Annotated in this window: 23 protein-coding genes and 1 riboswitch; of the genes, 8 read left to right on the top strand and 15 right to left on the bottom strand. The window is 66.4% G+C overall.

Annotated features, from left to right (window positions below; genetic code table 11):
- The first annotated feature begins 41 nt into the window (after positions 1-41).
- From CFB81_RS35505 to CFB81_RS16835, 4 genes are all read left to right on the top strand, one after another.
- Positions 42-1,034, top strand: a complete 993-nt coding sequence (locus CFB81_RS35505; protein ID WP_124503527.1) for a hypothetical protein — start codon at positions 42-44, stop codon at positions 1,032-1,034.
- 217 nt (positions 1,035-1,251) lie between these two features.
- Complete coding sequence (locus CFB81_RS16845; protein WP_069618998.1) at positions 1,252-1,509, top strand: PAAR domain-containing protein; 258 nt, start codon at positions 1,252-1,254, stop codon at positions 1,507-1,509.
- An 18-nt stretch (positions 1,510-1,527) separates the two neighbouring features.
- A complete protein-coding gene (locus tag CFB81_RS16840) occupies positions 1,528-1,842 on the top strand; it encodes a TrfB-related DNA-binding protein (protein ID WP_069619074.1) in 315 nt (104 codons plus the stop codon).
- A 166-nt stretch (positions 1,843-2,008) separates the two neighbouring features.
- Positions 2,009-3,487, top strand: coding sequence for an aminotransferase class V-fold PLP-dependent enzyme (locus tag CFB81_RS16835; RefSeq protein ID WP_089435908.1), 1,479 nt, complete (start codon positions 2,009-2,011; stop codon positions 3,485-3,487).
- Between the two features lie 94 nt (positions 3,488-3,581).
- On the opposite strand, the gene CFB81_RS16830 is transcribed toward CFB81_RS16835, so the two are convergent.
- Positions 3,582-4,373: a helix-turn-helix transcriptional regulator gene (locus CFB81_RS16830; protein WP_069619000.1), complete on the bottom strand. Its 792-nt coding sequence runs from the start codon at positions 4,371-4,373 to the stop codon at positions 3,582-3,584.
- A gap of 109 nt (positions 4,374-4,482) precedes the next feature.
- On the opposite strand from CFB81_RS16830, the gene CFB81_RS16825 reads away from it, so the two are divergent.
- Positions 4,483-5,562, top strand: coding sequence for a zinc-binding alcohol dehydrogenase family protein (locus CFB81_RS16825; protein WP_089435907.1), 1,080 nt, complete (start codon positions 4,483-4,485; stop codon positions 5,560-5,562).
- A gap of 84 nt (positions 5,563-5,646) precedes the next feature.
- On the opposite strand, the gene CFB81_RS16820 is transcribed toward CFB81_RS16825, so the two are convergent.
- The 10 genes from CFB81_RS16820 to CFB81_RS16770 all read right to left on the bottom strand — a co-directional run bounded on the left by CFB81_RS16820 (position 5,647) and on the right by CFB81_RS16770 (position 15,921).
- Complete coding sequence (locus CFB81_RS16820; protein WP_227789689.1) at positions 5,647-6,039, bottom strand: 2-oxoglutarate dehydrogenase; 393 nt, start codon at positions 6,037-6,039, stop codon at positions 5,647-5,649.
- 82 nt (positions 6,040-6,121) lie between these two features.
- The gene (locus tag CFB81_RS16815) at positions 6,122-7,969 is read right to left on the bottom strand and encodes a peptidase S10 (RefSeq protein WP_089435906.1); all 1,848 of its coding nucleotides are present in this window, start codon (positions 7,967-7,969) and stop codon (positions 6,122-6,124) included.
- 697 nt (positions 7,970-8,666) lie between these two features.
- Complete coding sequence (locus tag CFB81_RS16805) at positions 8,667-10,481, bottom strand: ExeM/NucH family extracellular endonuclease (protein ID WP_089435905.1); 1,815 nt, start codon at positions 10,479-10,481, stop codon at positions 8,667-8,669.
- A 169-nt stretch (positions 10,482-10,650) separates the two neighbouring features.
- Entirely contained in the window at positions 10,651-11,592 is a 942-nt protein-coding gene (locus CFB81_RS16800; protein ID WP_089435904.1) for a CopD family protein, read from the bottom strand.
- Positions 11,589-11,969 carry a copper homeostasis periplasmic binding protein CopC gene (gene copC / locus CFB81_RS16795; RefSeq protein ID WP_089437037.1) on the bottom strand — a complete coding sequence of 127 codons (381 nt, stop codon included), beginning with the start codon at positions 11,967-11,969 and terminating at the stop codon, positions 11,589-11,591. Before copC ends, CFB81_RS16800 begins: the two co-directional genes overlap by 4 nt.
- A 14-nt stretch (positions 11,970-11,983) precedes the next feature.
- Complete coding sequence (locus CFB81_RS16790; RefSeq protein WP_089435903.1) at positions 11,984-12,331, bottom strand: copper-binding protein; 348 nt, start codon at positions 12,329-12,331, stop codon at positions 11,984-11,986.
- Positions 12,332-12,396: 65 nt separating this feature from the next.
- Positions 12,397-13,692 (bottom strand): multicopper oxidase family protein, encoded by a 1,296-nt coding sequence (locus CFB81_RS16785; RefSeq protein ID WP_089435902.1) that lies wholly within the window; start codon positions 13,690-13,692, stop codon positions 12,397-12,399.
- Between the two features lies 1 nt (position 13,693).
- Entirely contained in the window at positions 13,694-15,196 is a 1,503-nt protein-coding gene (locus tag CFB81_RS16780) for a TolC family protein (protein WP_089435901.1), read from the bottom strand.
- On the bottom strand, positions 15,193-15,474 hold the full coding sequence (locus CFB81_RS16775; protein ID WP_179235984.1) for a hypothetical protein: 282 nt from the start codon (positions 15,472-15,474) through the stop codon (positions 15,193-15,195). Before CFB81_RS16775 ends, CFB81_RS16780 begins: the two co-directional genes overlap by 4 nt.
- A gap of 90 nt (positions 15,475-15,564) precedes the next feature.
- Positions 15,565-15,921 (bottom strand): hypothetical protein, encoded by a 357-nt coding sequence (locus CFB81_RS16770; protein ID WP_089491880.1) that lies wholly within the window; start codon positions 15,919-15,921, stop codon positions 15,565-15,567.
- A 232-nt stretch (positions 15,922-16,153) separates the two neighbouring features.
- Here CFB81_RS16770 and CFB81_RS16765 point away from each other — a divergent pair, with 232 nt between their 5' ends.
- Both CFB81_RS16765 and CFB81_RS16760 read left to right on the top strand, forming a co-directional pair.
- Complete coding sequence (locus CFB81_RS16765) at positions 16,154-16,825, top strand: heavy metal response regulator transcription factor (protein ID WP_069619009.1); 672 nt, start codon at positions 16,154-16,156, stop codon at positions 16,823-16,825.
- On the top strand, positions 16,822-18,231 hold the full coding sequence (locus CFB81_RS16760) for a heavy metal sensor histidine kinase (RefSeq protein ID WP_089435898.1): 1,410 nt from the start codon (positions 16,822-16,824) through the stop codon (positions 18,229-18,231). The genes CFB81_RS16765 and CFB81_RS16760 overlap by 4 nt, the downstream gene beginning before the upstream one ends.
- 23 nt (positions 18,232-18,254) lie before the next feature.
- On the opposite strand, the gene CFB81_RS16755 is transcribed toward CFB81_RS16760, so the two are convergent.
- The 4 genes from CFB81_RS16755 to CFB81_RS16740 all read right to left on the bottom strand — a co-directional run bounded on the left by CFB81_RS16755 (position 18,255) and on the right by CFB81_RS16740 (position 21,023).
- Positions 18,255-19,463, bottom strand: a complete 1,209-nt coding sequence (locus CFB81_RS16755) for an MFS transporter (protein WP_089435897.1) — start codon at positions 19,461-19,463, stop codon at positions 18,255-18,257.
- A 97-nt stretch (positions 19,464-19,560) separates the two neighbouring features.
- Positions 19,561-19,746, bottom strand: coding sequence for a DUF1289 domain-containing protein (locus CFB81_RS16750; RefSeq protein ID WP_089435896.1), 186 nt, complete (start codon positions 19,744-19,746; stop codon positions 19,561-19,563).
- 2 nt (positions 19,747-19,748) lie between these two features.
- The gene (gene dmeF / locus CFB81_RS16745; RefSeq protein WP_089435895.1) at positions 19,749-20,735 is read right to left on the bottom strand and encodes a CDF family Co(II)/Ni(II) efflux transporter DmeF; all 987 of its coding nucleotides are present in this window, start codon (positions 20,733-20,735) and stop codon (positions 19,749-19,751) included.
- A 12-nt stretch (positions 20,736-20,747) separates the two neighbouring features.
- Positions 20,748-21,023, bottom strand: a complete 276-nt coding sequence (locus CFB81_RS16740; RefSeq protein WP_069619013.1) for a metal/formaldehyde-sensitive transcriptional repressor — start codon at positions 21,021-21,023, stop codon at positions 20,748-20,750.
- A gap of 115 nt (positions 21,024-21,138) precedes the next feature.
- Positions 21,139-21,306: riboswitch (yybP-ykoY riboswitch) on the top strand.
- Between the two features lie 69 nt (positions 21,307-21,375).
- Between CFB81_RS16740 and CFB81_RS16735 the strand changes: the two genes are divergently transcribed.
- Positions 21,376-22,386, top strand: coding sequence for a sodium:calcium antiporter (locus CFB81_RS16735; RefSeq protein ID WP_069619014.1), 1,011 nt, complete (start codon positions 21,376-21,378; stop codon positions 22,384-22,386).
- The last annotated feature ends 42 nt before the right edge of the window (positions 22,387-22,428 follow it).

Below are 22,428 nucleotides of genomic sequence, written 5' to 3'. Positions count from 1 at the left end.
ATTCCAGATTAACAATGACGATATGAAAATAGCGGAATGGTATGAATAGCATGCTCCAGACATTAAAATCCAAATATTTGAAAAAGATAAAATTGATCGTGGCGCTGCTGACAAGTGTGTTGCTAGCCGGTTGCCCGCCGATGATTGTGCCGCATTTTTCAACGAAATCTTACGAGAAAATCTATAGCTTTCCGGCTGAACCACGTCCGTGGTTGACGCTGGAAAACGAGGGCATCAGTCTTTATTTGTATAATAGTTGCTATGATCGGAGCAGCGACTGTAAATGGCAAAATCTGGTCGCCTTGAAGAGCGGAACAAAACCCGATTGGAAAAGCCTTCTGGATGCACGTCCGATTAGTTGGAAAGTCCAAGGTACGAATTTACCCATGCGCCGCCCGATCTCCGCCTATGTACCCGGCACCAAATATCGTTTCATGGGTGCATTCAATAACTACCCAGAAATCGTGTTTGCAATTCCCGATGAACTTGTTGCCGATAAAGGGAATCGCGATCCGAGCTACATGCAGATTGAAGATTACAACTCTCTCGCCAGCCCTGTGGCTATAGATATTCAGTTGGTCGTTTACGATGACGAGCATCAATGGATTTTTGCTAGACAACCGAAACCGAATTATGAAAGAAAGAATTATCCGACCGATCTATTTGTTCCCAGCGACCTATTTCGATTTTCGGGGGGCGATGATGTGCGGCTACATCAATCGATGGCCTTGTATTATGTTTCACCAAAAACAGCGCCGACCGGCTATCGTGTCGTATCAGGCAAGGCGGCGGAATATTGGGTTGGAAAGTTCAACATCAAGTATAGAGCCGATCAAATCGCGTTAGCTGATGTTACATTTCCTTCTGTGCCTCTCACACTTGACGCCTTAACCGTCGATGACAAAAGCGTCGCTGGAAAGCCCACGCTGTTATGTCACTACAGCTCTACCCAATTTAATCTGGGTTGGATGGATGCGGCCCAACACCGCGAACCATCGGAGGAAGATCGAAAGAATTGCGAGCCAATTCAATAGTCGGGATGCTGCCCAATAATTATTGGGTCGGATCGTCTGCGTTTCGCCATCGGCCGGATCAATCACTTCGGGGGCAACCTGCCGTGGTCGGGCCGCCGACACGATACAAATTACGGCATGCAAGGCTATTCATGGTGATGCACACCAGCGCGGCAAATCGCTTCATCCGAACGTGATCGCCGCGTCAGACCTCAAACCATTTGGAGGACGGAATCCCATGCGGGGAATTATCCGGGTAGAAGATACGCACACCCACGGCGGCCGGGTCGAATCCGGCGCCCGAAAAAGCACGGTGATGGGGCGCGCGGTCGCTCGTATCGGCGACGCGTGCTCGTGTCCGATTCATGGCGCCTGCACGATTGCCGAAGGCGATCCGGCCTTCGACATCGAAGGCCGCCCCGCCGCATTCGACGGCCACAAGACTTCGTGCGGCGCGGAATTGATCTCGTCGCTTCAACATTCGGGGCGAATCTGAATGCCGACGACCCGACGCATGACCGACGAACAGTTCCGGCTGTTGCGGATGCACGATACGAGGATCAAGCCGCTGAACCAGTGGGCCTTGCACGAGATTTTCGTGAAGGGCCGATCACAACGGGCGCTGGCCGCCGAACTCGGCATGACGCACTCCGCGATGTCGCAACTTGTGCGAAAAGCCTGGCGACGCTATCTCGATCTGCCATGTAACGCCGGCCGCCTCACGACGCTCACGGTCACGATTCCGTCGAGGTACGAGCAGGCGCTGCTGGCATGGGTGCGGGATGCGCACCGGCTATCGACCCAACCCGGCCCCGATGCGGCGACGTAATCGCGACGATTCCGGCCAGCGAAGCCACGGAGAAACGAATTCCCCTATTTCCGACACATATAAAACATAATTCCACTTCGAGCCGCATCTTCAGCCAACTTTGGATCCTTTTTCCCTTCTGTCCCCCGTATCATCTCCGTCACTACGCAATCAGCCAGAGACGGACATGAGCGAACCCACCCCGCTGCACTACCTCGACTACGCAGCCACGACCCCTGCCGATCCCCGCGTGATCGAAGCGATGACGGCCTGTCTCGGCTTCGACGGCATCTTCGGCAACCCCGCATCCAGCTCGCACGCCGCCGGCCGACTCGCAAAAGACAAGGTCGAGCACGCCCGCGCGCAAGTCGCCGCCCTCATCGGCGCGGACGCCGACGAGATCGTGTGGACGTCGGGCGCCACCGAATCGAACAACCTCGCGCTGAAGGGCTATGCGGAAAACGCGACCGGCAAGCGCCACCTGATCACGAGCCGCCTCGAGCACAAGGCCATTCTCGACACGATGGCGAACCTGTCGAAGCATGGCATGCAGGTCACCTTCCTGACGCCTGACGCCCGCGGCGAAATCACCGCCGACGCCGTGGCGGCCGCGATCGGCCCCGACACCGGCCTCGTGTCGCTGATGCTCGTGAACAACGAGATCGGCACGCTGACCGACATCGGCGCGATCGCCCGCATCGTGCACGCCGCCGGCGCGCTGCTCCACGTCGACGCCGCGCAGGCGCTCGGCAAGACACCGATCGACGTGCGCGCGCTCGGCATCGACATGATGTCGATGTCCGCCCACAAGGTGTACGGCCCGAAGGGCATCGGCGCGCTGTTCGTGCGCCGCGAGATCGCGCGCCGGATCGCGCCGCAGATCCACGGCGGCGGCCACGAGCGCGGGCTGCGTTCTGGCACGCTTGCCACGCATCAGATCGTCGGCATGGGCGTCGCGTGCGAACTCGCCGCCGAAAAACTCGACGGCGAAGCCGAACGGATCGCGGCGCTCGGCGCGCGGCTCACCAGCGCGCTGTCCACGCTCGGCGACGTCACGCAGAACGCGGCCGCTGCCCGCCGCATCCCGCACACGCTGAGCCTGACGGTGCATGCGCCGGGCTTCTTCCCGTTCATGCTCGGCGAAGCGCTCGCCGTGTCGTCCACCTCCGCATGCAATTCGACCAGCGGCGCGCCGTCCCACGTGCTGACCGCGATCGGCCTCGATGCGGAAGCGGCCGGCCGCACCGTGCGCATCAGTTTCGGGCGGTTCACGACGGAACAGGACGTCGACTTCGCGATCGCCCGTTTCGCGCGGGCGATCGAGCAATGTCGGGCGGCGGCGGCGACCGGCTTCGCCGCGTCGCGGCAGATCACGCCGGCCGACCTGAAGGCGATCCGCAATGCCGGTTTCCGTGCGGTGATCTGCAACCGGCCCGATGGCGAAGGCGCGGATCAACCGGCGTTCGAGGAGATCGCCGCCGCCGCGCGCGAACTGGGCATGGACGCGCGCTACCTGCCGGTCGAACGCGACCGCATCGGCGACGCGGAAGTCGACGCGTTCGGCGCACTGGTCGACACGCTGCCGAAGCCGGTGCTCGCGTATTGCCGCAGCGGCAGCCGCTCCGGCACGCTGTGGAACCGGCTGTCCGAACGACGCACGGCGTAAGCCGCCCCGCCGTTACGCCTGACCGACCACCTGCGTTCACGCATGAAGCCGATGCTTCGCTGCGTGGCCGCCGGTGGCGCGAGTCACAGCCGCATCACGTCTGTTCATCGCCGTTCACCGGCGTATAGATCGCCAGCTTCAGCGCGGGATCGTCGTTCGCCTGGAACGTCGCGTACTCGTAGCGCTGCGTGCCGCGTTGCGCATGCACGAGCACCTTCTCGCCCGACACGCCGCTGCGCACGTCATGCGTATCCCACCATCGACAGAATTCGCTGCTACTGGCGCGCAAGCGCGCGACCAGTGCGACGAACGCCGGGTCGCTCGCGTAGAGATCGTGGTTCGTGCGAAATAGCGCGATCATCCGCCGCGCCTCGTCGGCCCAGCGCGCGGCGAACAGCGCACGCGCGTACGGCGCCTCGAACATGTAGACGAGGATGTTGCGATCGGCTGGCGCCAGCCGGTCGAAGCCGAGCAGATCGGCCGCGGCCGCATTCCACGCGAGGATGTCCCAGCGTCGGCCGGTCACGTAGGCAGGCTGTTGAAGATGCGCGACGAGCCGCGCGATGGCCGGCGGCACGCGTTCCGGCACGAACGCAGGTGACCCGTCGCGCCGCGCGAGCGTGCGCAAGTGGGCCGCTTCGGCCTTGTCGAGCCGCAACGCGCGCACCAGTGCGTCGAGCGTCGTATCCGACGGGTTGACGTCGCGCCCCTGCTCGAGCCGCACGTACCAGTCGACGCCGATGCCGGCCAGTTCCGCGACTTCCTCGCGCCGCAGGCCGGGCGTGCGCCGGCGCGGCCCGTCGTGAAGGCCGACGGCATCCGGGCGCAGCTTCTTGCGCCGCGAGCGCAGGAAATCACCGAACGGGGTTCGCGTGGTAGCGGTCATCGGGTTCGCTCCGTGCAGGGTGGTATCGGCCCATCCTGGGCTCGCGCCGGGCCTTGTTGCCGATTCTAAGCCTGCCAGAATCGACGCGTCCTCACCCTCGGGAAGTGTCATGAAAGCTGCGATTCTGAAGTCGCTGGGCACGCCGCTCGCGATCGAAACGATGCCGGACCCGGTGCTCGGCACCGGCGAAGTCGTCGTGGACGTCGTCGCGACGCCGGTTCTGTCCTATGCGCGTGAAGTGTTCAGCGGCGAGCGCCGCTATCCGATCGAGTTGCCGATGGTGCCCGGTTGCGGCGCGATCGGCCGGGTCCGGCAAACCGGCCCCGACGCGACGCAGTTGCAGCCGGGCGACTGGGTGTTCTGCGACCCGACCGTGCGTTCGCGCGACGACGCACGGATACCCGACATCGTGCTGCAAGGCTGGAGCGCGCGCGGCGAAGGTGGCAAGCAGTTGCAACGCTACTTTCACGACGGCCCGTTCGCGGAGCGGCTGCGCGTGCCGACCGAGAATGCGGTGCGCATCGGCGCGATCGCGGCCGCCGACGCCACGCGCTGGTGCGCGCTCAATACGCTGCTCGTGCCTTACGGCGGGCTGCTTGCGTCCGATCTGCGCGCCGGCGAAATCCTGCTCGTCAGCGGCGCGACCGGCAATTTCGGCAGCGCATGCATCGCGGTGGCGCTGGCGATGGGCGCGCGGTGCGTGGTCGCGCCCGGCCGCAATGCGCGCGTGCTGGCGGATCTCGAACGCCGCTTCGGCGACCGCGTGCGCACGGTCGAACTGACCGGCGACGAAACCGCGGACCGCATCCGCATGCAGCACGCCGCGCCGGGGCCGATCGACTGCGTGATCGACCTGATGCCGCCGTCGGTGCCGGCGACGACGGTGCGGGCGGCCGTGATGGCCGTGCGTCCGTACGGGCGCGTGGTGCTGATGGGCGGCGTCGGCATGCTCGGCGGGGCCGGGCTCGAGCTGCCGTATCCGTGGCTCATGCGCAACGACATCACGCTGCGCGGTAAATGGATGTACCCGACGGAAGCGGTGACGCTGATGACCGGGCTCGTTCGCGGCGGGCTGCTCGACCTGGGGCACTTCGACGTGACGGTCTTCGCGCTCGACGACGCGAACGACGCGGTCGCGCATGCGGCCGAACACGGCGGGCCGTTCAGGATGACGGTGATCGCGCCCTAGGCAACACATCGCGCACGCCCAGACGTCGAAATTCGGCGGCCGGCGCGATGGAAAGCCGCGCCGGCCGCCGCCCTGCCCGCTACGTCACTCGTCCTGCTGTTCCTGCTGCGCCTGCACCTGCCGCTGCCGGATGAACTGCCGCACATCGCTCATCGTCACGCGGCCGGTGTGCTTCGCATCGATCTCGTCGAAGTGCTTCGACACGAAGCCGAGCCCGCTGCTTTGCGCCTGCGCCTTCGTCACGGCCGCGCCGTTGCTCAGCACGGTATTGCCGCCGAGCCTCGCGTCGACGCGCTGCTGCGCCTGCTGCTGCAAGGCCGCGCCGGTCGACGGCAACACCGGCGCCGCGCGCGTGGCCGGAAAGAACGGACCGTCGACACCGCGCCCGCCGTGCGGCAGCTTCACCGGCGCCACCGCCTGCGGCGGCAACGCGTAGGCACTGCTCATCACGGCGCCGAGCACGATCAACGGAGACATACGCCGCATCAATTGGATTAGGGACATGATCGCTCGCATTCAATGGATGAATAGAGGGTTCCTTTGACAAGGACTCCGTCGCTCAAGGGGCTGCCGCCAGCGTCGTCGCGGCCGTCGCGCCCGGCTCGCTGCCGGTCGGCACGCTGGGCGGGTTTTCATCCGGCCACGGCGGCGGCAGCGTGTGCAGCGTCAGCGCCGTCGGAATCCGCGCGCCCTTGTAGAACGTCTGCAAATCCCGCTTCATCAGCGGACGGGCGACGTCGTCCAGATAGATCATGTGACCGCCCTGGAAGAAATTCACCTGCAGCTTCGGATGCAGGCCCTTCACCGTCTGCAGCCGCGCGAGCTGCTTCTCGGTGTTGAAGAACGGCGTCGCGAGATCGTGGTAGCCGTTCTCCGCGAGCACGCGAAGCTTCGGGTTGAGCTGCAGCGCACCGAGCAGATCGGGAATCGTGTCCGGCATCGGCTGGCCGTCGTGCGAGAAGTCCCAGACGCCGATGATGTTGTCGTTCAGCGGCAGGTACGTCGCGTTCGGGGCCGTATAGCCGAGGTAGTCCGGCATCTGCGTCGCGAGCGCGTTCGTGAACGGTTGCGAGATCAGGATGTCGGACGGATCGCCGTCGTTCTGCAGTCGCGGGTCCGAGTTCGGCAACGACACGCGCCCGTCATACCGGCCGATCGTCGTGCCGGGCACCAGGCTCGTGCCGAACGGATTCGCGTTGAAATAGTCGCGCAGCGCCTGCTGCGTGAGGCTCGACGGAATCGACCACAGCCTGAGCGTCGCATCGCTCGGGAACACCGGCGTGCCGAGCGCGTCCGGAATGCCGAGCTGGCTCAACACCCACGACTGCGAATACTTCTGCAGCTGGGTGTAGATCAGCGTCGTGAACAGTTCCGTCTGGAGTGCATACAGATCCTGGTTCACCGGCGCCGGCGACACCTGGTTGAAGTACGCCGCGACCGCCGCGTAGCCGGGCAGATAGCCGGCCACCGTATCGGTATCGAGCAGCAGCCCTGCGGTCGACTGCGTGATCGCCACCGCTTCCACCGCATCCGCGAAGTAGTTCAGGATCGCCGATTGCAGCACGATCCCCGTCAGGTGCACGCCGGCCGATTCGAGCGCGAGCGCGAGCATGTCGGTACGCGGCGTGCCGTACGATTCGCCGTACAGGTAGATCGGCGACGTGCCGCGACTGTTGACGTTCAGGTAGCGCTGGATGAAGTCGCGCATGATGTTCACGTCCGCGTCGGAACCCCAGTACTTCTGGTTGGTGTTCGGCAACACGGCTTCCGACAGCCCGGTGCCGGGCGGGTCGATGAACACGAGGTCGGTGGTGTCGATCAGGCTCTCCGCATTGTCGACGAGCGGATAGTTCGGCCAGTTGTTGCCGAACAGCGGATCGGGCGTGGCCACGCGGGTCGGCGCGAACGAGCCGAGCCGCAGCCAGATCGACGACGAGCCGGGCCCGCCGTTATAGACGAACGTGACCGGGCGCGGCTTGCCGTTCGTGCTGGGCGCGGTGTACGCGACATACGACATCGACGCTTCCGGATTGCCGTTCGCGTCCTGCGCGGTCAGGTGGCCGGTGGTCGTCGTGTAGTCGATCGTCTTGCCGCCGCCCTTCCACTGGTAATGCATGACGGCCGCTTTCTCGGACACCTGCGACGGCGCGAGGCCGTCGGTCGCGTTCATCGAGTACGCGACCGGGTCGACATACGGCTGGTTGGCGGCAGACGTCTGGGTGCCGGCCGCCTGCGCGCTGGCCTGCTGGCTCGCGGTGGCCTGCGCGAGGCTCGACGCGCCGACGGACGACGAATCGTCGCCGCCGCATGCCGCGAGCGCCAGTGTCATGACGGTCAATGCGCCTAGCCCGGCCAGCCGGCCACGACGAACACGGCGGCTGCCGGTACTGCTCCTGTCTGGTTTCATCTCTTTCCTTCGGCTTCGGATACCGCGTCACAAAGGCCGCCAACGCCCGCGACACGCGCAGGCCGACCCGCCACTCGCGTTGCACGGTCGGCAGTCGGCGGTTGGGGATAGGACTTCCAAGAGACTGAACTTGATACAGACACAGCAAACTGCTGGCGAGAATGATGCCCGGACGCGCCCCCTGCAGTTTGGACAACTTTTGTATGACTGAAACTCAGGCCATGACAAAAATAGGCGGTGCTGCGCCGCGTTGTCAAAGATCATTCGGATATTAAAAATCCCGCAATGATGCGAAGGGCGGACAGTGTCTGGAACTTGAAAGAAAACGGAATTATTCGTGCAAGGTGTGTTTTGGCGGCAATGCCACGCCGAATATTTTACTTTTCACGCGCAATGCAGAATCCTTTCCCGTATTGGCGCAGAAGACAGAAATCCTTCAAATCGGCATGATCATTCTTTCAACTTTATTATCGCCAATCGATTAACGCGATGCAGCAGCATGTACAGGTCATTCGACGATCCGATTCACTTCAATCCTTCCTCAATTGCGGCATCGATGTGCACTGCATCATCCATAAAGTACCGGCTCGATTAATTACTCATGGAATTATTTACCCGGTATTCGAACGGTTTCCGGGACAAGCGCGACGTCCGGCATTGCCGCACATCACGCCTGTCGCAAAACCTCAAGCCATCGTCACCTCCCGCCGCCCGGCAGCGCGATATCGATCAGCACCGGATCATGATCCGACGAACGATACGCATCGGCCGCGTAGAACGTCTTCTGCTGCTCGGCCGACTTGTACGCGAGCGTGTACTGCAGCGCGAGCGGCTCGTCCGCGTTGATGTGCCATTCGTGCACGGCCTTCACGTGCGACGCGAGCGGCAGCGTCGCGAGCGCGTGGTCGAGATAGCCGGCTTCGCCGTTGTACACGTAGCTGTACGCGTTCGCACCGATCCAGCGCGCGACGAGGTTGCGGTAGCCGCGCGATTCGAGCGTGCGGATCGGGTCTTCGTACGTGTAGCTGTTGAAGTCGCCGATCAGCAGCACGCCCTGGCTCTTGACGCCCGTCGGGTTGCCGGCCAGCCAGTCGGCGACCTTCGCCGCCGCGCGCGTGCGCGTCGGGTTCCAGCATCCCTGGCCATCGCCCTGGTCGAGATCGTCGTTCGCGGCGTCCGGGCAGTTCTTCGACTTCAGGTGGTTCACGGCCACCGTCAGCGCCTGCTTGTTGCCGCCGAGCAGCCGGAACGACTGCGCGAGCGGCTGGCGGTTCTTGTCGTCGATCGCGAGCGTCGCCGCGCGGCCGACCGGTTCGACCTTGCGGCTGTCGTAGATCATCGCGACCGCGATCGCGTCGCCGCCGAGCCGCGACGTGCCCGGATCGACCACGCGCCAGTGACTGCCGAGCTTCGCCGCGAGCTGGCGCACCGCGCTCAGTTCGCCGTAGCCGTTGTTCTGGATTTCCATCAGGCCGATCACGTCGGCGTCGATGGCCTTCAGCGCGCTGACGATCTTCGCTTCCTGGCGCTGGAATTCCTGGAACGTCTTCGCGCCGCGATTGTTCGGATCGTCGAAGCCGCCGCCGAGACCGTTGCCGTTGAAGTAGTTGAGCACGTTGAACGACGCGACGCGCAGGTTCGCTTTCGGATCGCGCGCCGGTGCGTTCGTGCGCGGGTTCTCGCGCTTGTCGAACACCGGCGCGGCCGCGCCGGGCAGCGGCTGTACGCGCCATGCGCCGTAACGCACTTCGAGCACGCCCTCGACGTCGCGCACCGTGTAGCCCGTGCGCAGCGTGTTCGCGGCCGACAGGCCCGGCGCCGGATACGGCACGGTCGCGGGATTCTGCTTGTTCGAGCCGTCGTCGAGGATCAGGCGGTTGCGCGCGTTCGCGTCGATCTGCGTCTGCGCCTGTGCGGGCGGCACGACGCTCGTCGGCGTGCGCAGCCGGCCGTTGCTGAGCATCACGCTGCCGTAGCGGCCGAGTTCGTAGTTGTCGGTGACGCTGAGCGTCTGCGGCAGGCGCACGAGCATCCCTTCGTACGCGGCGAACGCGTTCGGGCTGTCGACCGGCAGCGTGAGCGTCGCGGGCGTGACCGTCTGGCCGTTCGCGCACACCGCGATCGCACCCGCCAGCGTGAGCTGCGTCTGCCCGTATTTCTCGTCGACCCTGCCCGTCACGTGCACGAGATCGCCGGCCTTCGCACGCACCTTCGGCGCATAGACGAACAGGCCTTCGGACACGCCCGGCTGGTTGCGGCGCTGCGCGTCGGCCTGCTGGACGAAGAAGCCGCCGAAGCCGTCCGTGCCGCCGAAATCGGCGGTGACGACGGCTTCGATCGACGCGTTCTGACCGGCGAGCGGCGACGGCGCGCCCGGCCCTTGGATATCGGCGATCGGCGTCGTGCTGCCGCCGCAATTCGCGCTGACGGGCGCGGCGGTGGCGGCGGATACCGGCGCGGCGAGCATCGGGAGCAGCAATAGCGGGGCAAACAGGCGGATTGTCGAGCGCATGGCGGGAATCCCGGTTGTGAGGGTGGCGAAAGCTTAGCGACGCTCGGTGACAGTTTTTGGTAATCGGCAGACAGGCCGATGTCATCGTCGTCATCACGCCGGGATCGCCACGCGTCGTACGGCCGGGCGTCGCCGATGCGCCGAATCCTCCGCCGACAAAACCGCCGCGCTAGACCGTCCCCGGCAGTGCGCTCGACACGAGCACGGCCGCGACCATCAGCACGCCGCCGAGCACGACCGCCTCGACGCGCAGCACCGTGCCGAACCGTTTCAACGCGCCGGCCGGCATCGCGGCGGCCGGGTCCTTCAACGCGGCCAGCAGCTTCGGCATCCCGAAGAACCGGTTGTGTCCGCCGAGCATCGCGGCAATCAGCACGAGCGCGAGCTTCAGCAGCAGGATCTGCCCGTACGTCGATGCGAGCAGGTTGGCGGGCGTACCGACGCCGCGCCAGCCGTTGTACGTACCGGTCGCGAACAGCACGACCAGCGCGTAAGTGGATGCATCGGACAACGACTGCACGAACGATGCGCCCGTCGTGCGTTCGCTCGCCGGCATGCGGACGAGCCGCGGCATCACGCCGAACGCCGTCACGAGCACGAGCCCGACCCACGCGCTGATCGCCAGCAGATGCAGCCAGTCGATCCACACCGGCACGCTGAACAAGCCCGCATCCACGGGATGGCCGCCGTTGCCGCGCGCGAGCGCGACACCGGCGAGCGCGACCGCCATCGCGAACGGAAACCGGGTGTCGTTCGCATGCGTGACGAACGACAGCAGCACGACGACGAGCATGAACACCGTGCCGGCCAGCCACGCATGGCCGAACCCGGTGCCCGCGAGCATCGAATGAGCCGCCGGCCCCGCGTCGAGCAGCGACACTTCGCTCATCAGCGCGCAGTGCGCCCAGAACGCGATGACGCTCGCGAGCAGCGAGACGACGGACGCGCTGCGCAGCGTCGCGACGAGTCGCTGGCCGACGTCGTGTTGCCACACCGATGCGCCGCGCGCGAGCCAGTGCCGGCCGAGCAACGCGCCGACGACGACCGCGAACCCGGCGTTCTGGATCGCCACTGACACGAGCCGCAGCAGGCCGACGATGCCGTCGTTCACCCCTTCACCCGGAACGTATAAGCGCCCTTCGTGCGATGCGCGTCGGCCGTCATCGCCGCCCACTGCACCGTGTACGCGCCCGCCGCGAGCTTCGGTATCGCGACGGTCATCACGCGCGGGTTCGACGCATCGATCTTCGCCTTGTCCCGCGTGACGGCGTTGCCGCTCGCGTCGGACACCGTCACCGAGCTGAACGCCGGTTCGAGGTCTTCGTTGAACGTGAGCCGCAACGTGTCGGGCGCCGCGTCGACCGTGCTGCCGGCCGCCGGCACAGCGCCTTCGAGCTTGCCGTGGGCCGAAGCCGCGACCGGTGTCATCGCGAAGAGGGCGGCAGCCGCGGCGAGCGCGGCGAGCCGTCCGGAAATCGTGCTGTTCATGTTCGCGCTCCGCGTCACGGCTTCTTCAGTTCGACGACGGTCAGCGCGCCGTTCACGTCCTCGGCGACGAAATCGATCGTATCGCCCGCCTTCACCTGCGACAGCATCGCCGGGTCCTTGACCTTGAACACCATCGTCATCGCGTCCATCCCGAGGTTCTCCAGCGGGCCATGCTTGATCGTCAGCTTGCCGGCGGCCATGTCGACCTTGCGGATCTCGCCGTGCGACATGCGCTGCGCCGCCGCGGCGCCCTGCCTCGAGCCGCCGCTCATGTCCATGCCGGCCACGTCGCCGGCCGCGTACGACGCGGCGGAGAATGCGAGCGCGCACCCCGTCGCCATCAAAACCAGTCCTTTCTTCATCGTGTCGACTCCCGTGTGAATGAATGGAAACCGGCGGCGCGTCGGTGCGGCCGCCGCGTGCTGCTTCAGCCGTCCGGCAATTCGCCGGTGAATTCGTACGCGACCGTGCCCTTCGGATGCCGGAACCAGCCCGGATCGCGATAGTCGTTGCGGCCAAGCCCTTGCCGCACCTTGAGCACCGTGAACATGCCGCCCATCTCCAGCGGCCCGAACGGGCCCGTGCCGGTCATCATCGGCAGCGTGTTGTCGGGCAGCGGCATCTCCATGCCGCCCATCGCGCCGCCCGTGCTGCCCATCGCCATGTAGTCGGGCACGAGCTTGCCGATGCGCTTCGCGAGATCCTTCTGCGGCACGCCGATCAGGTTCGGCACCTGGTGGCCCATCGCATTCATCGTGTGATGCGACTTGTGGCAATGGAACGCCCAGTCGCCCGGACGATCGGCGGTGAACTCGATCGCGCGCATCTGGCCCACCGCAACGTCGGCCGTCACTTCGGGCCAGCGCGCGGCCGGCGGAATCCAGCCGCCGTCGGTGCCCGCGACCTCGAAGCTGTAGCCGTGCAGGTGGATCGGATGGTTCGTCATCGTCAGGTTGCCGAACCGGATCCGCACGCGGTCGCCGGCGCGCACCGGCAGCGGATCGATGCCCGGGAATACGCGCGAGTTGAAGGTCCACATGTTGAAGTCGGTCATCTCGTTCACGCGCGGCGTGTAGCTGCCCGGATCGATGTCGTACGCGGCGAGCAGGAACACGAAATCGCGATCGACCGGCATCGTGCCGCGCGCCTTCGGATGCACGATGAACATGCCCATCATCCCCATCGCCATCTGCACCATCTCGTCGGCGTGCGGGTGATACATGAACGTGCCGTGCGCTTCGAGCCGGAACTCGTAGACGAAGGTCTTGCCGGGCGGAATGTGCGGCTGCGTCAGGCCGCCGACGCCGTCCATCCCGTTCGGCAGCCGCAGCCCGTGCCAGTGGATCGTCGTGTGCTCGGGCAGCCGGTTGGTCACGAAGATGCGGACCTTGTCGCCTTCGACGGCCTCGATCGTCGGACCCGGCGACTGGCCGTTGTAGCCCCACAGGTTCGCGTTCATGCCGGGCGCCATCTCGCGCACGACGGGCTCGGCCGTCAGGTGGAATTCCTTCCAGCCGTTCTTCATCCGCCACGGCAGCGACCAGCCGTTCAACGTCGCGACGGGCGTGTACGGGCGGCCGTCGGGCGGCACGAGCGGCGGCTGCGTGCCGGCTTTCGCCATCGTGGGCGCTTCGGGCAGCGACGCGGCGCCGGCCTTGCTGACCATCGCCGCACCGAGCAGCGCGGCGCCCGAGCCGCTGAGAAATTGTCGACGGGACACCATGTCAATGACCTTCCGGATGCGGTTGCGTGGCGGGCGCCGACGGCGCCGCGGGAGTGGAAGCCGGCTGCGGCGCGGCGTCGGCTTTCGAAGCGGATTCGGGTGATGATTCGGCGGAGTGCGTCGCGCGCGGCGCGGCGCCCGACGACGGCAACCGGCCGCCGACCGCCATCTGCAGATCGGTTTCGGCGAGCCAGTAGTCCTTCAGCGCATCGATGTAGCCGTTGACCGCGCCAACCTGTTCTCGCGCATCGGTCAGCAGCTCGAACACGCTCGCGAGCATCCCGTTGTAGCGCAGCAGCAGTTCGTCGGAGATCGTCTTGCGCAGCGGCACGACTTCGTCGCGATAGTGCGTGGCGACGTCGTAGCGGGTGACGTAAGCCGCATACGATTCGCGCACTTCGGAGCGCGCATCGATGGCGGTTTTCGCGAGCCGGTTCGCGGACTGCATGTAGATCGCCTCGGCACGCGCGACCTTGGCGCCGCCCCAGTCGAACAGCGGAATCTCGACGCTGATCTCGTAGCCGTGCTCGTGGCCCTTGCCGGTTTCGTAGTCGTTCACGTAGCCGAGTTCGACCGCGTTGACGAAGCGCGTGGCCTTGCTCAGGCCGAGCGACGACGCGACGCCCTGCGTCCGCAGCTTCGCGGCCTGGATGTCGAGACGGTTGCTCATCGCGAAACGTTCGAGATCGGGCAGGTCCGGGCGCGCTTTAGGCAGATCGGGCAAGCGTTCGGGCAACGCGTACCGCGTGCGCTCGCCCCACAGCCCCATCGCGCGCGTGAGCTTCTCGCGTGCGGCGACGGCCTGCTGGCGCGCTTTCGCGTGCTGCGCGACCGCGTCGGCATGAAACGCCTGTTCGCGTGCGTAGTCGAGCCGGCTGAAGTTGCCGGCCTGCCGCATGCGCAGCGCGAGTTCGGCCGCCGCGCTCGCAGCCTCGCGCACCTGCTGCGCATAGTTCGCGGCCTGCTCGGCGGCGACGGCCTCCACGTAGGCCCGGCGCGCGTCGGCCGCGACCTTCAGCATCGCGTCGGCCGTTTCGAGCTTGGTCTGCTCGAAGCGACGGCGCTCGATGTGCGTCGCGAGCGGCATCGTCAGCAGCGCGAACACGTTCGCCGAGAACGTGCGGCCGAGCGTCAGCTCGCCGTCGCCGGCACGCGTGCGGCTGAACGCGAAGCGCGGGTTCGGCAGCCGGCCGGCCTGCACGAGGTCGGCCTCCGACAGCCCGAGTTCCGCGTACGACGCCTGCAGCCCGCGGTTGTTCAGCAGCGCGACCTGCACCGCGTCGTCCATCGACAGCGGTTTTGCAAGCAATTCCTGCGTCCGCTGGTCGACCGCTTCGCGGTCGGCGTCGGTCCGCACCACCACCGCGTCCTTGCCGATTCGCTCGGTTGCGACGGACGACACGGCGTCGAACCCGCCGTCCTTCGAAAATGTCGTGCAGCCCGCGAGGAGCGCCAGCACGATCGCGGCCGCACCGATCCGACGCGATATCGCGAGCGTCGTCATCGCGTGGCCCCTCCGTGCGTGGAATGAGCGGCGCCGTTGCCGGCCGCGCCGCTGTTCGTGCGCCCTTTCGCGGGTCGCTCCGTCACGTCCCGGTTCAGTTGCTTCCAGCCCGGGCCTGCGTCGTCCCGATACGGCCGATAGCCGTCGAACGCCGACGTCACGGTGACGTCCGGCACCGACGCGGCGGCGTCTGCCGGATCGGGAAACGCGGTTTGCGCGGGCGCGAGCGACGGCACGAGGGCCGCCGCGCCCCATAGCGCCGCAATGATCAATCGCATGAACATGTCTCGTCGTAAAGTCGTCCGGCGTGGCGTGATGCGATGGCCGGAGCAAATAGCGGATCGCGGCGGGTCGGCCGCGGCCAGGAACTAGACGGGTATCCGGCGAGGCGGCCGGTCGATGCCGCCGGTCAGGAACGACACGCCCCCGGCCGAACGCGGCCGCGCGACGGTCGTGACGCGCACGCTCGCCATGACGGGCGCCGCGGGTGCGCCCGCCATGCCCATGCCGATGCAGCAGGACACGCACGCGGCACATGACGACGCATGCCGCGCGCGATCGCCGTGATCGTGATGGCCGTCCTGCGCGGCCGGTATCGTGTGCGGCGCGTTGTCCTCATGCGGCACGGCGGCGCCCGCGCACGGCATTGAAACAGCCGCGAACGACTGGATCGGCAGGCTCAGCGCCAGCAACACGACGACGAGAAAGGTGCGCCAGTACGACATGGATGCGAAATCGGGGCAGACAGCGACCGTTGGGCCGGCGCGTCGCACGACAGCGCGCGCCGGGGACAAGACGGCCGCAGCTTATCGCCGCCGCGGTGACGGCGACATGGCCGAAACATGACCGGGCTTTCATGACAATTCCGTCATCCGCCGATCATCGTTCGCGCACGCGCGGCGCCGTATGCTCCGGCGTTACACTGACCGGCTGGAATCACGGACGGCCTGCCTCACCATGCGGATACTGATAGTCGAAGACGAACCCAAGATGGCGTCGTACCTCCGGAAGGGGTTGATGGAGGCGAGCTACACGGTCGACGTCGCGGAAAACGGCCAGGACGGGCTGTTCCTCGCGCTGCACGAGGATTTCGATCTCGTCGTGCTCGACGTGATGCTGCCGGCGCTGGACGGCTTCGAGGTGCTCAGGCGGCTACGCGCGCAGAAGCAGACGCCCGTGCTGCTGCTCACGGCCCGCGACGCGATCGAGGACAAGGTCGCCGGGCTCGAACTCGGCGCCGACGATTACCTGCTCAAGCCGTTCGCGTATGCCGAATTCCTCGCGCGCATCCGCTCGCTGCTGCGGCGCGCGCCGCGCAACGTGCGCGACATCCTGCACGTCGCCGATCTCGAAATCGACCTGCTCAAGCGCCGCGTGCGGCGCGCCGACACCCGCATCGACCTGACCGCGCAGGAATTCGCGCTGCTGCAGCTGCTCGCGGAACGCGAGGGCGAGGTGCTGACGCGCACCTTCATCACGTCGCAGATCTGGGACATGAATTTCGACAGCGACACGAACGTCGTCGACGCGGCGATCAAGCGCCTGCGCGCGAAGATCGACAACGCGTACGAGACGAAGCTGATCCACACGATCCGCGGGATGGGCTACGTGCTCGAGGATCGTTCGTGACCGCGCACGCCGCTTCGTATTCGCTGCTGCGGCGCCTGACGCTCGCGTTCGCCGCGGTCGCCGCGCTCGTGTTCGCGCTGACCGGCGCGTATCTGTACCGATCGCTGTCCGCCGAGCTGACGCGACGCGACGACATCGAAATCTCCGGCAAGCTCAACCAGTTTCTGCAGCTCGCGCGCGCCAGCGGATCGACGGCCGCGCTGCGCGCCGACCCGGCCGTGTTCCACGACGTGCTGCTGTCGCATCCGGGTGTCTATCTCGGCATCTACGACGCGCAAAACCGCCCGCTCGTCGAGCATTCCGACGAAGCCGGCAACACGCTCGCGTCGGTGATCGCCGCATCGCATCGGGCACGCAGCACCGATGGCCCGTTCACCTGCGCGCCGCCCGGCATCGGCACGTCGCGCTGCGTGTCCGCACGCGAAACGCTGCCGTCCGGCGAAACGATCCAGGTCGCACTCGCACGCACGGCGACCGATCGGCAGTCGCTGCTCGAAAGCTATCGCGTCGACATCTGGCTCGCGGCGGCCGTCGGCGCGCTGCTGGTCGGCGCGCTCGGCTACGCGGTCGCGTCGCGCGGCCTGCGCCCGGTCGAAAGCCTCGGCCGGCAGACGTCGCGCATCGAGGCGCACAACCTGAACGCACGCCTCGACGCACGCGGCGGTCCGGTCGAATTGCGCGAGCTCGCCACGTCGGTGAACCGGATGCTCGACCGCCTCGAACGCGCGTTCGTGCGGCTGTCGCAATTCTCGTCCGATCTCGCGCACGACATGCGCACGCCGCTCGCGAACGTGATCAGCTCATCGCAGATCACGCTGTCGCGCGCACGCACGGCCGACGAATACGAAGCGCTGATCGAATCGAACATCGAGGAATGCGAACGGCTGCAGCGGATGATCGAGAACATGCTGTTTCTCGCGCGCACCGACAATGCGCGACAGCACCTGAAGGCCGCCGAACTCGACGCGGGCAGCGAATTGCGCCGGCTCGCGTCGTATTTCCAGGCACTGGCCGACGAAGCCGGCGTGCGCATCGACGTGCATGGCGAAGCGCCGGTCGTCGCGGACGCGACGCTGTTCCGGCGCGCGGTCAGCAATCTCGCGTCGAATGCGCTCGAACACGCGGAAGCCGCATCGACGATCGAGCTGGCCGTGTCGACCCAACGCGGTTACGCGGTCGTCGAAGTCACGAATCGCGGCGTCGCGATTCCGCCCGAACAGGTCGAGCGGATCTTCGAGCGCTTCTACCGGATCGATTCGTCGCGGCACGGCGCGGCGCGCAACGCGGGGCTCGGGCTCGCGATCGTGAAGTCGATCATGGAGCTGCATCGCGGCAAGGTGGAAGTCGCGAGCCGCGACGGGCGCACGACGTTCACGCTCTACTTTCCGCGCGACACCGACAATTGAACGACGCGCCGCCGCGTGCGGCGCTAGCGATCCCGCGCGGCAGCGAACGACGTGCGAACGCACACGAGCAGCACGATGGTCGCCGCGCTGAATACGGCCCCCGCGTAGAACGTGGCCGCGGCGCCGGCCCGATCCCACAGCACGCCCGCGACGGCGCTCGAGACGAGCGTCACGATGCCGCTGATCAGGTTGAACACGCCGAACGCCGTGCCTCTCAATTCGGCCGGCGCGGCCTGCGCGACCATCGTCGCGAGCAGCCCTTGCGTCATCCCCATATGGAGCCCCCACAGCGCGACGCCGACGAGCACGGCCGGCCAGTGCGCGCCGTGCGCCAGCACGATGTCGGCGGCGATCAGCAGGAGGAGCCCGATCGCCATCAGTTTCGTGTGGCTCGTCGTATCGGCGAGCTTGCCGAACGGGTAAGCGGACAACGCATACACGACGTTCATCGCGACCATCACGAGCGGCACGAGTGCGACGGGCACGCCGCTGCCCATCGCGCGCAGCACCAGGAACGCCTCGCTGAAACGCGCGAGCGCGAACACGCCGCCGACGGCCACGACCCACCAGTAGCGGGCGCCGAGTTGCGCGACGACCTCACGGCGGATCGGGTTCACGCCCTTCTCGCCCGGCGCACCAGCCGGTTCCTGGATGCCGAACGCGAGCAGCGCCACGGCCAGCACGCCCGGGATCACGGCCAGCCAGAACGCGAGGCGGAAATCGTCGCGCCACACCAGCATGATGACGACGGCCAGCAGCGGCCCGAAAAACGCGCCCACCGTGTCGAGCGACTGGCGCAACCCGTACGCGGCGCCGCGCAGGTGAACGGGCGTGACGTCGGCGACGAGCGCATCGCGCGGCGCGCCGCGAATCCCCTTGCCGATGCGGTCGACGATCCGCGCGGTCACCACGACGCCGATCGTCGGCGCGATCGCGAACAACGGCTTGCTGAGCGCGCCGAGCGCATAGCCGGCCACCGCGAGCCATTTCCGATTACGCAGGTAGTCGCTCAGCGTGCCGGAGAACACCTTGACGACCGGCGACGTCGCCTCGGCGATCCCTTCGATCACGCCGATCGTCGTCGCGCTCGCGCCCAGGCCCGCCATCAGGAACATCGGCAACAGGCTGTGGATGATTTCGGACGACACGTCCATCAGCAGGCTGACACAGCCGAGCACCCACACGCTACGCGGAATCTGCCGAAGAATGCCGGTCGATGCGTCGGTCTGCATGGATCGCTCCCGGTTCAGGCATCGTGATGCCGAATGCCTGTGATGCTACCGCATGCTCGCGACCCTGATCGCAGACCGAGGCGCGCGTGCGCGCTTGCTATTGCGCCGCGTCGCGCCGTAGCTTCGCCTGTCGGCGCGACCGGTCGTTCAGTATCTGGTGCCGGCGATGGTCGGTCCGCTTCTTCCAGTCGCGGGCCTCATCGCGCGTGCGCAGGCAGCCGACACAAAAGCCCGTTCGGCCGTCGAACGCGCACCGGTCGATACACGGCGATTTCGCGGCCACGATCAGGCTGCCTTCGCACGCGTCATCACTTCGACGGTCACGTGCGACACGCCGTCGAAGCGCGCGAGCAGCGCATGGTAGAAACGCGCGTCGCGCGCGGCGTCGCCCGATTCGACCGACACGATCGCGCTCATGTGCCCGGGGCCCACGCGCCACACATGGAGGTCGTTGACCTTGTCGCCGAGCGCCTCGATCGCACGGCGCACGTTGTCCGTCAGCTTGCGATCGACGTTGACGTCGAGCAGGATCCCGCCCGTGTCGCGCATCAGCCCGTACGCCCAGTTGGCGATCACCAGCGCGCCGACGATGCCCGCGAGCGGGTCCATCCAGACCCAGCCGAACGCACGCGCGAGCAGCAGGCCGACGATCGCCAGCACCGACACGGCCGCGTCGGCGATCACGTGAACGTAGGCCGACCGGATGTTGTGGTCGCGATGCGCGGCCGAGTGCGAACCGTGATCATGGTGTGTGTCGCCGTGGTCATGATCGTGGTCGTGCGCATGATGATGATCATGCCCGTGATGGTGATCGCCGCTCAGCAGCCACACGCTCGCGAGGTTCACGGCAAGCCCCAGCACGGCGATCGGAATCGCTTCGTCGAAGTGGATCGGCACCGGCGCCAGCAAGCGCGCGATCGCCTCATAGCCGATCAGCACCGCAATCATCGCCAGCACGATCGCGCTCGTGAAGCCGGCCAGGTCGCCGAGCTTGCCGGTGCCGAACACGAAGCGCGGATCGTCGGCGTGCCGGCGCGCATAGGTATAGGCCAGCGCCGCGATCAGCATCGCATCCGCGTGCGTCGACATGTGCAGCCCGTCGGCAACCAGCGCGAGCGAGCCGAACAGCGTGCCGCCGACGATCTCGGCGATCATCATCGCCGTGCACAGGCCGATGACCATCCACGTCTTCCGCTCGTTGCGGGCGTGTGCGGCGCCCAGGAACGCGTGACTGTGCGAGCCGCCGGCCGACGTGCGGTTGAATTCGTTCATGTCGCGGTCCGGTTACTTGAAATAGCTGTGCACGACGTCGATGAGCTGCTCGGTCGCGCTGCCCTCGTGTGCGTCGGCCGTATCCGCATCGACGAGATGCGACCGGATGTGGTCTTCCAGCACGACGGCCAGCAGGCCGTTCATCGCGCCGCGGCAGCTCGTGATCCGTTGCAGCACGTCGTTGCAGCCACGCTCTTCCTCCAGCGCGCGCTCGATCGCTTCGACCTGCCCCTTGATACGGCGCACGCGGTTCAGCAGCTTCTGTTTCTCGCGAACGGTATGACTCATCGATGGCTCCCGGATAGGGTAGGGGAGTATATCTCCGGAAGATTTCCCCCATAGGGTAGAGGGGTATATTTTTCCAGACGAACGCTTGTCGAACGAAAACCGCTCGGCTAGACTGTTTTTCGTCTTTGGGGAGTAGCCTGCTTTCCGTCACCGGAAAGCGAACGCGTCAACACACTCGGCCCGCGGCCGTGGCGCGTTCGGCCTGATCGGCTTGGCGAGACCATCGGCACATCGCGTCGTTCCTGGTCGGACGCCGGCGGATGTGTCATGGTTCGTCAGCGTCCGACCACGGAGTCCCCATGTTCCTTTCCGCTCGCCTCCCTCACGCCACCGCCGCCCGCGGAGGTGCCGCATGACCTTCATGTTCGTCGAACTGGCGTTCATGCTGATCGTCATCCTCGTCGCCGCCGAAGTCTTCACCAATGCGCTCGAACATCTCGGCGAACGCCTGAAGATTTCCGAAGGCGTGACCGGCTCGCTGTTCGCGGCCGTCGGCACCGCGCTGCCCGAAACGATGGTGCCGCTGCTCGCGCTGGCCGGCGGCACGTCGAACCAGGCCGTGAACGAGGAGATCGGCGTCGGCGCGATTCTCGGCGCGCCACTGATGCTCGCGACGCTCACCACGCTCCTGATGGCGCTCGCCGTGATCCGCTCGCGCGGGCTGCGCGGCACGATCGCGCCCGAACGCACGGGCTTCGTGCGCGACATGAACACCTTTCTCGCCGCATTCTCGCTGGCGACCGTCGCGATGTTCGTCCCGCATCACAACTGGGCCGTGCGCGCATTACTCGCCGCGATGCTGGTCGGCCTCTACGTGATGTATGTCGTGCTGACGTTCCGCGCGTCGACCGGGCTCGTCGACGCCGGGCACGGCACCGAGGCGCCGCACGCGATGTTCCTGTCGCGCGTCGGCCTGCCGACCAACCTGTCGACGATCGTGCTGCAACTGCTGATCGGCGTCGCGCTGCTGGTCGGCGGCGCGAAGGGCTTCATTCACGGTGTGGAAGGCGTGTCGCACGCGCTCGGCGTGTCGGCGCTGCTGCTGTCGCTGATCATCGTGCCGATCGCGACGGAACTGCCGGAGAAGGTCAACAGCGTGCTGTGGATCCGCCGCGGGAAAGACACGCTCGCGTTCGGCAACATCACCGGCGCGATGGTGTTCCAGGGCACGCTGCTGCCGGCGATCGGCATCATGCTGACGCCGTGGGAGCCGCGCCCCGAAGTGCTGACCGGCGTGATCGTCACGCTCGCGGCGGCGGCCTGGCTGCGCATCCATGCGCGCACGCGCGGGCTCGCGATCTGGGCGCTGCTCGCGAACGGTGCGGGTTATGCGGGGTATCTGGCGCTGACGCTGACGCGCTGAGCGCCGGTCGGGCGCGCCGGCCGGCGAACCCGTCGGCGCGGC

Origin of the sequence: Burkholderia sp. AU28863, assembly GCF_002223195.1 — a bacterium.
Classification (GTDB): domain Bacteria; phylum Pseudomonadota; class Gammaproteobacteria; order Burkholderiales; family Burkholderiaceae; genus Burkholderia; species Burkholderia sola.
Note: the sequence above shows the minus strand (reverse complement) of the source record. Positions and strands in the feature narration are given on the sequence as shown.

Coding starts and splice junctions, on each gene's coding strand:
- CFB81_RS16755 (WP_089435897.1), bottom strand. CDS start 19,463: ATGCAGACCGACGCATCGACCGGCATTCTTCGGCAGATTCCGCGTAGC.
- CFB81_RS16825 (WP_089435907.1), top strand. CDS start 4,483: ATGAAAGCTGCGATTCTGAAGTCGCTGGGCACGCCGCTCGCGATCGAA.
- CFB81_RS35505 (WP_124503527.1), top strand. CDS start 42: ATGAATAGCATGCTCCAGACATTAAAATCCAAATATTTGAAAAAGATA.
- CFB81_RS16845 (WP_069618998.1), top strand. CDS start 1,252: ATGCGGGGAATTATCCGGGTAGAAGATACGCACACCCACGGCGGCCGG.
- CFB81_RS16830 (WP_069619000.1), bottom strand. CDS start 4,373: ATGACCGCTACCACGCGAACCCCGTTCGGTGATTTCCTGCGCTCGCGG.
- CFB81_RS16775 (WP_179235984.1), bottom strand. CDS start 15,474: ATGCGATTGATCATTGCGGCGCTATGGGGCGCGGCGGCCCTCGTGCCG.
- CFB81_RS16765 (WP_069619009.1), top strand. CDS start 16,154: ATGCGGATACTGATAGTCGAAGACGAACCCAAGATGGCGTCGTACCTC.
- CFB81_RS16815 (WP_089435906.1), bottom strand. CDS start 7,969: ATGAAACCAGACAGGAGCAGTACCGGCAGCCGCCGTGTTCGTCGTGGC.
- copC (WP_089437037.1), bottom strand. CDS start 11,969: ATGAACAGCACGATTTCCGGACGGCTCGCCGCGCTCGCCGCGGCTGCC.
- CFB81_RS16840 (WP_069619074.1), top strand. CDS start 1,528: ATGACCGACGAACAGTTCCGGCTGTTGCGGATGCACGATACGAGGATC.
- CFB81_RS16780 (WP_089435901.1), bottom strand. CDS start 15,196: ATGACGACGCTCGCGATATCGCGTCGGATCGGTGCGGCCGCGATCGTG.
- dmeF (WP_089435895.1), bottom strand. CDS start 20,735: ATGAACGAATTCAACCGCACGTCGGCCGGCGGCTCGCACAGTCACGCG.
- CFB81_RS16740 (WP_069619013.1), bottom strand. CDS start 21,023: ATGAGTCATACCGTTCGCGAGAAACAGAAGCTGCTGAACCGCGTGCGC.
- CFB81_RS16835 (WP_089435908.1), top strand. CDS start 2,009: ATGAGCGAACCCACCCCGCTGCACTACCTCGACTACGCAGCCACGACC.
- CFB81_RS16735 (WP_069619014.1), top strand. CDS start 21,376: ATGACCTTCATGTTCGTCGAACTGGCGTTCATGCTGATCGTCATCCTC.
- CFB81_RS16770 (WP_089491880.1), bottom strand. CDS start 15,921: ATGTCGTACTGGCGCACCTTTCTCGTCGTCGTGTTGCTGGCGCTGAGC.
- CFB81_RS16820 (WP_227789689.1), bottom strand. CDS start 6,039: ATGTCTCCGTTGATCGTGCTCGGCGCCGTGATGAGCAGTGCCTACGCG.
- CFB81_RS16790 (WP_089435903.1), bottom strand. CDS start 12,331: ATGAAGAAAGGACTGGTTTTGATGGCGACGGGGTGCGCGCTCGCATTC.
- CFB81_RS16785 (WP_089435902.1), bottom strand. CDS start 13,692: ATGGTGTCCCGTCGACAATTTCTCAGCGGCTCGGGCGCCGCGCTGCTC.
- CFB81_RS16805 (WP_089435905.1), bottom strand. CDS start 10,481: ATGCGCTCGACAATCCGCCTGTTTGCCCCGCTATTGCTGCTCCCGATG.